The organism is Psychrobacter sp. 2Y5, from assembly GCF_051847375.1.
Lineage (GTDB): Bacteria > Pseudomonadota > Gammaproteobacteria > Pseudomonadales > Moraxellaceae > Psychrobacter.
Genome location: NZ_JBPYDA010000004.1, coordinates 72,917 through 85,795 on the forward strand (window position 1 = coordinate 72,917; position 12,879 = coordinate 85,795).

Sequence of the window (12,879 nt, forward strand, 5' to 3'; positions counted from 1 at the left end):
GCATCACGATTGCTTAATAAATCGTTTTGCTACTAATAGCAGTATTAGCAATCATTAACATAAAATGTGCATTATTTTACTAAAAAACAAGCCTAAATGATACCAAGAGTGTGGATAGGCTGTGGATAACTTAGCTTGAGTAGGAATTAATTGTGGATAACTGCCTTTGATTATCCACATCAACCTTATCTTAACGCATAAGATAGTTTAGCCGTGCGACATAGCTACTTGTGTCACGATAGACGCTGCTGATCAAATGACTACTGGTAGCGTCATTTAACTCCTCTTTCACGAACGATTCTGCTAGAGATGGGTAAAAGGGTTTGTAATGATAGCTAGCTAATGGAACAGGAACAAAATCAACGCCATGTCCACCCCAAGGCTGACAGCGACCAAGACGCTTTATCAACAGCCAACCCCCACTCCAAACACCATGCCAAGCTAACGCCTGCTTGCCATAATTTGAACAAGTGGGGTAATAGCGGCAGCGTGCTGGTAATATTGGGCTTATTATCTTTTGATATAGATTAATAATATTAAATAAAAAAAAATACATAGTTTTATTAATTATTATTTTATATAAATTCATTTTTATTTTTTTCTATTTTTTTTAAAATACTATTTATTTCTTTTTTTATCTCTTTACTTTCCATTTCTTTTATAGATTTTTTAACTATAAAAACAATATCTTTATTTTCTAGATTAGCTGCTTGATTACGAAAACTTTCTCGGATTAAACGTTTGACTAGATTACGGCTCACCGCAGTGGGTACCTTGCGCTTGGTGATCGCCATCCCAACCCGTGGCTGCTGTAAAGTATTGCTACGTACAAAAGCCATGAGATGACTTTGATGCAATTTACGCTCAGGAGCATCAAATACCTCACGAAAAGCCGCTGGAGTGAGTAGACGCTGCTCTTTGGTAAAATGATAGCTGTTGGTAGCTAAAAGTGTATTGGACATAGTAGAGCCTGTAATAAGAGCTAGTAGTCACATAAAAGGAGCTACAAAAAGAAGTTAAGAATCATAAAGTACAAAATATAGAGACAAAAAAAGCGCCTATATGGGCGCTTTTAATAGATGGCTATCTCTCAGTTATAATCAATAGCTGAGGTTAGTTGCCAATTACACAGTAAGACGATGACGTCCTTTAGCGCGGCGACGTGCCAATACTTGACGGCCTTTTTTCGTTGCCATACGTGCACGGAAACCGTGAGTACGTTTACGCTTGATCACGCTGGGTTGGAATGTACGTTTCATAACTCACCTATCAAAATAATGGACTAAATTCAAAATAATGCAGGATTATACCATTCTCGCATATTTAGGTCAACGAACTAATGAACTGTTTTACTAGCAGGGTCAATTATAGCCAATCGCTAATGACAAAGAATGCTAAATTTACTTTTCTAGTTTAATTAGAACAGGTTGTAAATTAACCCCTTAACAAGCAACTCATTTGTTTTTTAGTTGCTTTTGTTGTTATCACTTCTTGTTGAGTTTTAGAAAAGTTATCCACAGACTTTATCGTTCTCTATAATAATTAACTATTAATATATATAAGTATTGTTGTTATTGGGACCCCAAATTTCTGCGGATAAGTCGATATAATGCTTAATTATCAACCCATTAGACTATGGGTAACCCTGTGGACAACTTGGGGATGAAATGTGGGTAACTTAGCTTATGAAGTTATCCCCAAAACTATCCACAGGCTTATCCCCAAAAAACAGGATGTTATCCACAGGCTATTTATGATAGATTAGCGGTCTTACTTTACTAAGATTTATAGCAAAATCTCACTTTAAATTCTTACTATGCAGGCTGTAGATATCGGTCCTTATTGGGCAGTAGTCGCTAAATTTTTGGGCTATAAAGACTGCTATTATTATAAATACAAGCGCTATGATACTTACCTAGTACTAGCTAATGAGGTTAGTTTTTTATGATAGACACGGCGACACTTTGGGATAAATGCTTGGATGACCTGCGTTATCATGTTAAAGATAATGTCTTTACGATGTGGTTAAGACCTTTATCCGCTCATGAAGAAGCACAAACACTAGTCATCAGAGCGCCCAACGATTATTTTGTTTCTTATATCAAAAAGAACCATTTAGAAGACATTCGTCAATTGGTAGCTAAGCACAGTCAAGGCAATATTCTGGACGTGGTGGTCCGTGTCGACAATGCTAATCAGAGAAATCAAAATGAGGATCAAAGCCACATACAAGGTGCTGCGGATAGCAATAACGGCAATCATACTAAAACAGTAGATTCTTTGTTTACTAATGAGCATAATCTCTCCTCCCCTACCCCAGCGTCACCAAAAAATAATACCAGTAACTTTAGTTCTGACCCTAAAGTAGATGCTGGAAATAACCAACGATATGCAGCGTCAAATGACTCTGCTGATGCAAAGTCTCTTAGCTATTTAAATCCTGATTTCACTTTCGAAACCTTTGTCACTGGCAAGTCAAACAACCTCGCCTATAAGGCTTGTTATGAGCTGAGTAAGCGTCAATCAAAAAATAGACATAATCCTTTATTTATATATGGACCTTCAGGTTTAGGAAAAACGCATTTAATGCACTCTGTTGCTCAGCGCTACGTAAAAAATAATAGAAGTTTTTATTATTTCACTTCTGAGAAATTTATTAATCAATTAGTTTATTCTTTAAGAAATAATAAAATAGAAGATTTTAAAAAGAAAATTAAAAAAGTTGATTTATTAATTGTTGATGATATTCATGTGTTGGCTGGAAAGACGAAAAGCAGTAATGAGTTTTTGACATTATTTGCTGATTTTACTAGTGGCGATAAACAGCTCATTCTGGCCTCAGATCGACATCCCTCACAAATGACTGAATTTGATGAACGCTTTCGCTCAAGGTTCTCTTGGGGTCTGACAGTCGCTGTGGAGCCACCTGAGATTGATACTCGCGTACAGATCTTACAAAGAAAGGCGGCTTCTTTTGGTATGACATTACCGAAAGAATGCGCCTTATTTATCGCACAAAATGTGGTCTCTAACGTGAGAAGGTTGGAAGGTGCGCTAAATCAGGTATTTGCCAACTCCAACTTGACTGGTGCCCCAGTGACGCTTGAGATGGTACAGTATGCACTCAAAGATATCGTCGCTATGCGGGTACAAGCGGTTAATATGGATAATATTCGCAAAGTTGTGGCCGAGTACTACGATATCAGTGTGAAGGATCTGATGGGCCGCAAACGCACTCGTAGTATCGCCAGGCCGCGGCAAATAGCGATGGCGTTATCTCGTGAGCTAACAGGCGATAGTTACCCAGATATAGGTCAGTCTTTTGGTGGTCGCGATCATACAACGGTCATGCATGGCTGTGAAAAAGTGGCGCAATTACGTGCTGAAGATCCTACGGTAGATAAAGACTACAAAGCGCTAGCAATGATGCTGCAAGCTGGATAAGACCAACAAGCCGAATAAGACCAAATAGTAGCGCGGTATTTTAGTAGCTAAATATAGTTTATAATAAGTACTATTTAATCGCTCAAACTTAAGGCTATTCTAAGGATAGATGTCTTAATGACGTCACTTTAAGCCTAAACTCCTAAAAAACAGATTTCCTAAAAAATAAGAGTACCTAGCATGCAATTATCGATTAATCGTGAGTCGTTATTAAAAGCTATTAACTTAATCGCTAAGGCCGCCGATAAGCGTCATAATATGGTGATTTTGGGTAATATAAAACTACAACTCTCTGACTCTGAGCTGGTACTCACCGCTTCGGATCTAGAGGTTGAGCTGACATCTACGCTTAAGTTGCCTGCTGGCGCTTGTATCGAAGCGGGCACAACGACTTTGCCAGCGATGAAGCTAAAAGATATTTGCAAATCGTTACCGGCTCAAGCGCAGATCAATCTGACTACGCAAGAGAACGAGCGCTGCTTACTGACAAGTGGCAAAAGCCGCTTTACTTTAGGGACTCTACCAAGCGAAGACTATCCAAGCTTAGGTAACCCTGAAAATATCACCGCCTTGACGATTAGCCGTAGCCGTCTGATAGATCTTATTCATAAAACCCAGTTTGCGATGGCAATCCAAGATGTACGCTATTATTTGACCGGTATGCTTTTTGATGTGTCACAGCAGCAGCTAACCACAGTAGCGACTGACGGTCACCGATTAGCGCTAGCGCGTAGTGTGATCGATATTGATAGCGACTTAAGTATGCAAGCGATACTGCCACGCAAGGCGGTGATTGAGCTAGAGCGTTTGGCCACTGAGCTTGGTAAGATGCTAGGGGATAGAGATAACGCCGTCACTTTAAGTTTCGGTCGTGAGTTTTTGCAAGTTAGTCTACCGTTTGGTGAGGTTGATAGCGCCGGGCAAGTGAGCACGGACTTGATGGTAACTTTTACTGCGCGTCTAATTGATGGTAAGTTTCCCGACTATCGCCGAGTTATGCCTAGTAATACCGATAAGTTAGCCTTGTTTAGTCAAGAAAAAATGACTGATGTACTGCGCCGGGTGGCAATTTTGAGTAATGAGAAATCACGCGGAGTAGTATTTAATTTCGCTAGCGACGGTATGGTTGAGATAAGGGCTAATAATGCCGAGCAAGATGAAGCGGTGGAGATGATACAGGCGAAGTATCAAGGTGAGCCTATGGAGCTGTCTTTTAACGCCGCTTATTTACAAGATGTCTTGGGCGTAGTTCAAGGCGATGTACAAATGCATATGAGTCAGTCTAACGCCTCGGTGCTAGTCAACCAACTGGGCGACGAGTTTCATCAATATGTCATTATGCCGATGCGTATCTAAGCTCGATAAGGCTTTCGTAATCATTATGATTGAACGTTTACAAGCGACAGACTTACGCAATCTTCAGCAAGTCAAACTGCAAGCAGCAGCATGTAATGTCATCATTGGAGAAAATGGTAGTGGCAAAACCTCACTGTTAGAGGCGATATTCTTATTATCACGTGGTAAAAGCTTTCGTCACAGTCAGCCTAAGCGCTATGTTCAGCACCATAGACCATCAGCCACGGTACATGCCACTTTGAGCGATGATACTAGCCTGGCGATCCAAAAGCAGACTGATGCTACTACCATTTTACGTCTCAATCAGAGTACCGTTTATAACCAAAGTATTCTCACCGAACAGCTGCCAACGTTATTGATAGATCCCTCATCAATGGATATGCTAGAGCAGGGGAGTGCTAGTCGTCGTCAGCTACTCGATTGGTTAGTGTTTCACATGAAACAAGGTTTTCATCCGCAGTGGGTAGCCTATCAGCGCCTCCTAAAACAGCGCAACAGTCTGCTTAAACAAAGCAAGAGCCTAACACAAGTGCAATTAGCAGAGCTGAAGTCTTGGAATAAAGGACTGGCTAATCATGCTGCGCTTATTCATCATTATCGTGAGCAGGTATTTCTAGCTTGGCAGCCTTACTTTGAAAAAAGTATAGCGCAGCTGTTACCGTCCTACGCTCAGCAAATCAGTCTAAGCTACCATGCCGGCTACGATGTCACGACACCACTAGATGTACAGTTAGAAGAGCGTCTAGCCCAAGATCTGCAGCTTGGCTATACTCGTATCGGTAGTCACCGTGCTGATATTCATGTGCATTGGCGCTCCCAGAGTGACATGGGTGTAAGAGATGAACAGTCAAAAGCTGCAGCGGAGTACCAGACAGATACAACTAAGCCGTCCACGTCAAAAGAGCAAAAGCTACCTACGTTAAAGGAGCAAGCCGCGAACGTCTTATCTCGCGGCGAAAAGAAGCTACTTATCACCGCATTACGTCTATCGCAATTACCACTATTGCTCAACGATGTCCCTACTGAAGAATCGGTCAGCCAAAACTTGCAAACCGATAGCTATACTACAACGACACCAGTCGTACTATTAGATGATATCACCGCTGAGTTAGACGATAGAGCAATAGATATTCTGCTTTCTACTTTAGCCAAGCTGCCTTGTCAGGTGTTTATGACCAGCTTGACGGCGGATGTGTTACCTATAGTCAATCGGTATTGGTTATCTCCTAATAAGTTTCACATGAAACAAGGATATCTAAGCCATTTTAATTAAGTTACTTTTATTAAGTCAATTAAACTCGTATGAGCTAATCGTTTTTTAGGTGATACAGAGCGAAATTCTTGTTATTAATAACATAATTTGGCGTATTTTGTTCTATGATTTGTAGCTTTAAATTGTTTTTACTCCAATCGAGCAATTATCTTCAATTTCACTCATGATTTAGCCATAAATAGCCAGTAAACAGTGACTTACAGCCAAAAAAATGTTAAAATAAGGCTTTATATTTGCCCTATTTTCAGCGACTATTCTGTAACTTTTATTTCATACTTTTTATTATCAATCAGGCACTAAATTATTGATAATATTGCTGCGGGAGTAACGTTCCACAGTAAAAATTGAAATCTAAGATGTTTTAGTAGATATGCTAGTTTTGTATCGAGTTATATAAAGCTAGCTCACGATTATTAGCTGATCACGGCTTGATTAAGGAATGCACATGAGTGACTCATTACCTATCGATAACGAGCAGTTGGACACAGCTAGTTTAGACAGTACGCTTGAGAGCAATATACTCGATACTATAACGCCTGAAGGCTTGCCTTCTGATTATAGCTCTAAGGACATTCGTGTTTTGCGCGGACTTGAGGCGGTGCGCGTGCGTCCAGGGATGTATATCGGCGATACCGATGATGGTACTGGGCTGCATCATATGGTGTTTGAGGTTGTCGATAACTCTATCGATGAGGCACTCGCCGGTCATTGTGACCAGATCGATATCGTCATTCATGAAGATGAGTCGGTCAGTGTCAGCGATAATGGCCGCGGCGTTCCTGTCGATATTCACCCTGAGGAAGGCGTATCAGCGGCGCAGGTCATTATGACGGTGCTACATGCGGGCGGTAAGTTCGATGATAATAGCTATAAAGTCTCAGGCGGTCTACATGGGGTAGGGGTGTCCGTAGTCAACGCACTATCCAAAAAGCTGGAGATGAATATCTGGCGTGAAGGCTATCATTATCAGCAAACCTATACTGACGGTGTACCTGATAGTGAAATCCAGCAAATGGAAGCCACGGATAAGACAGGGACCCAAATCCGCTTTTATCCAAGTAGTGATGTGTTTACGGGTACTATCTTTGAATATGATATCTTAGCTAAGCGTCTGCGTGAGCTTTCTTTTCTAAATTCGGGTGTGCGCATTGTCCTAACTGATGAACGCATCGATAAGCGTCATGAGTTTGAGCACAAAGGCGGTTTGTCTGAGTTTGTCAGCTACATCAATGCTGGCAAAGACGGCATCAATGACGTCTTTCATTTCACCAGCGAGCAAGACGACGGTATCGCGGTCGAAGTGGCATTGCAATGGACCGATACTTATAACGAAAAGGTATTGTGCTTCACCAATAATATTCCGCAGCGCGATGGCGGTACCCATTTATCAGGTTTCCGCTCAGCCTTGACCCGTGTGCTCAACAGCTACATGGATCGCGAAAACTTATTCAAAAAAGAGAAAGTTACCGCTACAGGTGATGACGCGCGTGAAGGTCTAACGGCTATTGTCTCTGTTAAAGTTCCTGATCCAAAGTTTTCTAGTCAGACTAAAGATAAGCTAGTTTCAAGCGAAGTAAAATCTGCAGTTGAATCGGCGATGCACGACAAATTCAATGATTTCTTATTAGAGAACCCAAGTGCAGGTAAAGCTATCGCCGGTAAGATTATCGATGCTGCGCGTGCCCGTGATGCGGCGCGTAAAGCGCGTGAGATGACCCGTCGTAAGACGACACTCGATATCGCTGGTCTGCCCGGTAAACTTGCTGATTGCCAAGAAAAAGATCCGGCATTGTCAGAACTGTACATAGTGGAAGGTGACTCTGCTGGCGGTAGTGCTAAGCAAGGTCGTAGCCGTAAGACGCAAGCGATTTTGCCGCTTAAAGGTAAAATCCTCAACGTTGAGCGCGCACGTTTTGATAAAATGCTTTCCTCTGCGGAAGTAGGTAACTTAATTACCGCGCTTGGCTGTGGTATCGGCCCTGATGAGTACAATCCGGACAAAGTTCGCTATCACAAAATCATCATCATGACTGATGCGGACGTTGATGGTTCGCATATTCGGACGTTGTTATTAACCTTCTTCTTCCGTCAAACGCCTGAGCTCATTGAGCGCGGTTATATTTATATCGCGCAGCCGCCACTTTATAAAGTCAAAAAAGGTCGTCAAGAGCTATACCTTAAAGATGATGAAGCGCTAAAAGCTTATCTATTGTCCTCGACGATTGATAATACTAAGTTGCACGTCAGTGAAGATGCGCCAGCAATCACTGGACAAGCATTAGAAACGCTGCTCAATGATTATAACCAAACGCAGCTGATAAAAGCCCGCTTGCAAATTCGTTTCCCAGCGACGTTGTTAGATGCGCTAACGCATACACCGAAGCTGAGTACCGATATGACTTATGATAAGTCAGCGATGGAGGAGTGGCAGGCGCAGCTACAAACCCAGCTGAACCAATTTGGTGATGGGTTGAGCCCAGAGATTGAATTGGTCGATATTCATGCGCCAGTTTCAGCCGCTACGGATGCGGTCACTGCTGATCTATTAGGCATGAATGCGCAGTCAGAGCCGCAGCTAGAGATGGAAGGTGAGACTCAATCCGCTCCTAACAGTGAGATGATATCGAACAAAGCCCAGTGGCTACCGCGAGTCACTATTTATGTGCATCAGCTCGCTCATCATTATCTGCTTGATGCTAGCTTTATCAACTCAGGTGAGTATAGCAAGCTGCTGCGTTTATCAGCGGAGTGGAATACCTTATTAGAAGATAGCGCCTTTATTCGCCGGGAAGCGGGTAGTGGCACAACTAAGGATATTCCGATACGCGACTTTGATTATCTATGGCAGCAGATGATGCTAGATGCGCGCCGCGGTTTGGCTATTCAGCGTTATAAAGGTCTGGGCGAGATGAATGCCGATCAGCTTTGGGATACCACGATGGACCCAGAGAATCGCCGGATGCTACGCGTGACTATCGAGGATGCTATCGCTGCTGATCATATGTTTACTTGCCTAATGGGTGATCATGTCGAGCCACGTCGTGTCTTCATTGAAGAGAATGCGTTGACGGTTTCTAACTTAGATATCTAACTTTGTTTAATATTTATTTATAATAAAAGTCATCTTGCTCGCAAGATGACTTTTTCGTTTCATGTGAAACCTATATGAGATGTACCTATTAATGAACGAAGAGTGAAATGATTGAAATTATCTTACTAGCTACAGCTTTAGCAATGGATGCATTTGCTGTAGCCATTGGTTTAGGCGCAAAAAATCAACAGCAAAGTCGCTATTATCTATTACGCTTAGCTATTTACGCCGCGTTGTATTTTGGTATTGCACAGGGCGTCATGCCCCTTATCGGTTACTGGTTAGGGGCGGCACTGTTAGGATGGCTCGCTGCTACTGCGCCTTGGATTGGTGGAACTATTCTTATCCTACTCGGCGGAAAAATGCTTTACGACGTATTCGTAGGCGGCGAGGAGGGTACCGTAGAGAGGGCGCTCCATATAGAAGTCGATGCTAATGATGCAGTTACTGTCATAAATAATGGAAAAAACACTATTAGTCAACGCACTATGTTTACTTTAGCAATTGCGACTAGTATTGATGCGATGGCGGCAGGATTTACGCTTAACTTGTTGCTTTTAAACGCTGGGTTGGCTTGTTTAATTATTGGCATAGTAACTGCTGTCTTTAGTTTTTTTGGGATATATTTAGGTCAAAAATCAGGAGTTTGGCTAGAGGATAAAGCGGAAGCATTAGGCGGGGTGGTGCTTATTGCTATTGGTTTAAAAATGATGTTTTTTAGCTAATCAATCCATTTTGATGGTAGGATAAAAAATCCCATTCTACTATTAGAATGGGATTTTTTGTTTCACGTGAAACAATTTTTAGGGAAGATACCAACATGGTTTCATGTGGAACTATAATTGGGCCATAAACTAAAAACTGTTTCATGCTGACATTATTCAGCTTCATCTATATTAAAACGCCAAGCCAATACTCGCGTACTCTTCTGACCTTGACTCATCTCGATAATGCGCATCTGTGCCACATCTACTTGCTTTAATAATTGCTGCAAAGGTTTCACGTTTTCAGACTTGGACACTAAGCTTGTGAACCAGCCGACATGCTCAGCAAAATCTTTACTCTCTTTAATCATCTTAGTCAAAAAAGCAATCTCGCCGCCCTCACTCCATAATTCTTTATGTTGACCGCCAAAGTTTAGGTTTTGTGCTGCATTGCCAGATTTGGTTGAGTGACGACTGATTTGCACGCTTTCATTCTTGCCGCGATGTCTTTGCAAATTATGCTGCTTACGGCTATTAGCCTCCATCGCCTCCTCTAATGAGGCATGAAACGGTGGGTTACAGACCACGACATCAAAATAATCTTGGCGACCGATTATATTTTTAAAGATATACTTCGGTTCAGGTTGTAGCTTGACCTTAATCGCACTTTTTAGCTTGGGATTAGCTTGGCTAATAACCGTAGCGGTGTTGACTGATACCGGATCAATGTCGCTAGCAGTAAAACGCCAACCGTAGCTTTGGCTACCGATAATAGGGTAGATGGCACTGGCACCGGTGCCGATATCGAGCGCATGAATATCTTTGCCCATCGGCGGGCTATTGTCGCTACTCACATGGGTCGTTTGCGCGAGCAAGTCGGCGATGTAGTGAATATAATCGGCACGTCCCGGAATAGGCGGGCACAAATAGCCCTCAGGGATGTCCCAAAACTTGACGCCATAATAATGCGCGAGCAGTGCTTGATTGAGCACACGTACGGCCTTGGCATCAGAGAAATTAATCGTCGGCTCGCCCTTAGGGTTAGTAATCGTATACTTGGCAAGCTCAGGTAAGGCACGCGTCAATACTGCAAAGTCATAGCGACCTTGATGCGGATTGCGCGGATGTAATTGCCCCAGCTTTTTCGCGGTTGCTGGGGATCTGTTTCTATGTTTTGGACTGCTGTTTCTAGAAGAGAAATTGGTCATAATAGTAGGCTATGTGTGAATATAACCGATTAGTTTAGCAGATTTCATCAATAGCAAAGCGCTTATCGGCTGCGGAAAATAAGGTTTAAGCCTAATACAATCATCGCGCTACCTAATATACGATCTATCCAGTGCTCGAAACGCTGAAAACGGCGCAAAATTGTTGGAATAGAGAGTAGCATCACCACAGTGCTAAACCATGCCATCTGTAACACCATCATCCACACGCCATAAATGGCCAGTTGCCAAAGCGGGATACCGGGTGATAATACGAGAGTAAATATCGCCACGAAATACACAGGCGCTTTTGGATTAAAGACGTTGCAGAAAAAACCACGGCGTAGGGTGGCAAAGGTAGATTCGGCTGCAGTTGTGTTCTGCGCTAGTGATACAGTAGATTGCTCTGCTGAATGAGTATCTACTGTCACTGTTGGATGTTTTGGCTTAGCGCTAATCCCCTGCCAACCGAGATAAATCAGATATGCCCCACCCAACCATTTAATAGCAGTGAGTAATGGCTGCGAATGTGCAATCACAGTCGCCAGTCCTAATACTGAGTAGATAATATGAATCGATAGGCCTAAGGTAATTCCTAAACTACAAATTATCCCGGTACGCCGACCTTTGGTTAACGTTTCACGTGAAACTAAAACAAAATCAGGGCCAGGCGAGGCGGCCGCTAGCAAATGTACGCTAGTGATAAGCAGAAAACCGTGCCAAAATTCCATAACGCGCTCTAATAAGGGTTACAAGTTGCATAATAGTGGCAGCTATCATAAATCAGGTCAACTTATATTGATAATGGCTTTGCTGCTTGTGTTATAGAGTGGGGGTGGCTATATTGAAAGTAACTTCTTATCACATTGTTTATCATATTACCCTCTGCTATCACTCACAATACTCATTAACACAAAGGATCAGGCTATGACTACCCAAAACGATATCAATAATATTAACCCTCGCATTACCTATGAGACCGACGGCACTATCTGCCTTATTGGCCTTAATCGCGCCGATAAGCGCAATGCCTTTGACAGCCATATGATTAAGCAGCTCTCTAGAGCACTTACTAAATATGACAACGACGATAATCTACGCTGTGCGTTCATTTTCGCTCATGGCGAGCACTTTACCGCAGGCCTTGATCTCATGGAGCTACAAGATAAATGGGACAAAGGCGCGTTTGAATTTGATGAGACGCAAATTGACCCGTGGGGCATCGGTGGTAAATTACGCAGCAAACCCGTCGTCGTCGCCATCCAAGGCACTTGCTTTACCGCTGGCATTGAGCTGATGCTAAATAGTGATGTGGTTATTGCTAGTAGCAACTGCAACTTTGCACAAATGGAAGTCCAGCGCGGTATCATGCCATTTGGCGGCGCGACGGTCAGATTTGTCGCGGCGGCTGGCTGGCAAAAAGCCATGCCGTATTTGCTGACTGGCAAGAACTTCGATGCGCAAACCGCAGATAGACTCAATTTGGTCAGCGAAGTGGTGCCGAATGGTGAAGAGTATGAGCGCGCACTAACGATAGCGCAAGAGATCTGCACCGCCGCACCACTCGGCGTACAAGGGCTACTGTCCTCAGCACAAGATGCCAGTCGTAATGGTGCAAAAGTAGCACTGGCGAATATTCATGGCTATCTACCGCACCTGTTTCATTCAGAAGATGCCAAAGAGGGCGCGATGGCGATGGTTGAGAGACGCGAGGCAGAGTTTAAAGGGCGCTAGAGCTTCGACTTATATTTATTCTAAAATTGCTTTATGACATCAAGGGCAATGATTACCATGTTAGACATTATT

At 42.8% G+C, this 12,879-nt stretch carries 11 protein-coding genes; 6 read left to right on the top strand and 5 right to left on the bottom strand.

What is annotated here, in order from left to right:
* Positions 1-190: 190 nt before the first annotated feature.
* The 3 genes from yidD to rpmH form a co-directional block, all read right to left on the bottom strand.
* Complete coding sequence (gene yidD, locus ACS8E3_RS05435) at positions 191-589, bottom strand: membrane protein insertion efficiency factor YidD (protein WP_439242047.1); 399 nt, start codon at positions 587-589, stop codon at positions 191-193.
* Positions 576-962, bottom strand: coding sequence for a ribonuclease P protein component (rnpA, locus tag ACS8E3_RS05440; protein ID WP_439242049.1), 387 nt, complete (start codon positions 960-962; stop codon positions 576-578). Before rnpA ends, yidD begins: the two co-directional genes overlap by 14 nt.
* Before the next feature lie 162 nt (positions 963-1,124).
* A complete protein-coding gene (rpmH, locus tag ACS8E3_RS05445; protein ID WP_007394757.1) occupies positions 1,125-1,259 on the bottom strand; it encodes a 50S ribosomal protein L34 in 135 nt (44 codons plus the stop codon).
* Between the two features lie 685 nt (positions 1,260-1,944).
* Between rpmH and dnaA the strand changes: the two genes are divergently transcribed.
* The 5 genes from dnaA (at position 1,945) to ACS8E3_RS05470 (ending at position 9,889) form a co-directional block, all read left to right on the top strand.
* On the top strand, positions 1,945-3,444 hold the full coding sequence (gene dnaA / locus ACS8E3_RS05450) for a chromosomal replication initiator protein DnaA (RefSeq protein WP_439242052.1): 1,500 nt from the start codon (positions 1,945-1,947) through the stop codon (positions 3,442-3,444).
* A gap of 180 nt (positions 3,445-3,624) precedes the next feature.
* The gene (gene dnaN / locus ACS8E3_RS05455) at positions 3,625-4,800 is read left to right on the top strand and encodes a DNA polymerase III subunit beta (protein WP_439242054.1); all 1,176 of its coding nucleotides are present in this window, start codon (positions 3,625-3,627) and stop codon (positions 4,798-4,800) included.
* A gap of 25 nt (positions 4,801-4,825) precedes the next feature.
* On the top strand, positions 4,826-6,073 hold the full coding sequence (gene recF, locus ACS8E3_RS05460) for a DNA replication/repair protein RecF (RefSeq protein ID WP_439242056.1): 1,248 nt from the start codon (positions 4,826-4,828) through the stop codon (positions 6,071-6,073).
* Positions 6,074-6,518: 445 nt separating this feature from the next.
* Positions 6,519-9,164, top strand: coding sequence for a DNA topoisomerase (ATP-hydrolyzing) subunit B (gene gyrB / locus ACS8E3_RS05465; RefSeq protein ID WP_439242058.1), 2,646 nt, complete (start codon positions 6,519-6,521; stop codon positions 9,162-9,164).
* Between the two features lie 107 nt (positions 9,165-9,271).
* Positions 9,272-9,889, top strand: a complete 618-nt coding sequence (locus ACS8E3_RS05470) for a manganese efflux pump MntP (protein ID WP_439242060.1) — start codon at positions 9,272-9,274, stop codon at positions 9,887-9,889.
* A gap of 152 nt (positions 9,890-10,041) precedes the next feature.
* On the opposite strand, the gene rlmF is transcribed toward ACS8E3_RS05470, so the two are convergent.
* A complete protein-coding gene (rlmF, locus tag ACS8E3_RS05475; protein ID WP_439242062.1) occupies positions 10,042-11,076 on the bottom strand; it encodes a 23S rRNA (adenine(1618)-N(6))-methyltransferase RlmF in 1,035 nt (344 codons plus the stop codon).
* A 62-nt stretch (positions 11,077-11,138) separates the two neighbouring features.
* Positions 11,139-11,804, bottom strand: coding sequence for a LysE family translocator (locus ACS8E3_RS05480; protein WP_439242064.1), 666 nt, complete (start codon positions 11,802-11,804; stop codon positions 11,139-11,141).
* Positions 11,805-12,000: 196 nt separating this feature from the next.
* Here ACS8E3_RS05480 and ACS8E3_RS05485 point away from each other — a divergent pair, with 196 nt between their 5' ends.
* Positions 12,001-12,807: a crotonase/enoyl-CoA hydratase family protein gene (locus ACS8E3_RS05485; protein WP_439242066.1), complete on the top strand. Its 807-nt coding sequence runs from the start codon at positions 12,001-12,003 to the stop codon at positions 12,805-12,807.
* Positions 12,808-12,879: the final 72 nt, after the last annotated feature.

What these genes read in the sequence shown, in the direction of transcription:
- yidD (WP_439242047.1), bottom strand. Translation starts at nt 589, where the DNA reads ATGAATTTATATAAAATAATAATTAATAAAACTATGTATTTTTTTTTA.
- rnpA (WP_439242049.1), bottom strand. Translation starts at nt 962, where the DNA reads ATGTCCAATACACTTTTAGCTACCAACAGCTATCATTTTACCAAAGAG.
- rpmH (WP_007394757.1), bottom strand. Translation starts at nt 1,259, where the DNA reads ATGAAACGTACATTCCAACCCAGCGTGATCAAGCGTAAACGTACTCAC.
- dnaA (WP_439242052.1), top strand. Translation starts at nt 1,945, where the DNA reads ATGATAGACACGGCGACACTTTGGGATAAATGCTTGGATGACCTGCGT.
- dnaN (WP_439242054.1), top strand. Translation starts at nt 3,625, where the DNA reads ATGCAATTATCGATTAATCGTGAGTCGTTATTAAAAGCTATTAACTTA.
- recF (WP_439242056.1), top strand. Translation starts at nt 4,826, where the DNA reads ATGATTGAACGTTTACAAGCGACAGACTTACGCAATCTTCAGCAAGTC.
- gyrB (WP_439242058.1), top strand. Translation starts at nt 6,519, where the DNA reads ATGAGTGACTCATTACCTATCGATAACGAGCAGTTGGACACAGCTAGT.
- ACS8E3_RS05470 (WP_439242060.1), top strand. Translation starts at nt 9,272, where the DNA reads ATGATTGAAATTATCTTACTAGCTACAGCTTTAGCAATGGATGCATTT.
- rlmF (WP_439242062.1), bottom strand. Translation starts at nt 11,076, where the DNA reads ATGACCAATTTCTCTTCTAGAAACAGCAGTCCAAAACATAGAAACAGA.
- ACS8E3_RS05480 (WP_439242064.1), bottom strand. Translation starts at nt 11,804, where the DNA reads ATGGAATTTTGGCACGGTTTTCTGCTTATCACTAGCGTACATTTGCTA.
- ACS8E3_RS05485 (WP_439242066.1), top strand. Translation starts at nt 12,001, where the DNA reads ATGACTACCCAAAACGATATCAATAATATTAACCCTCGCATTACCTAT.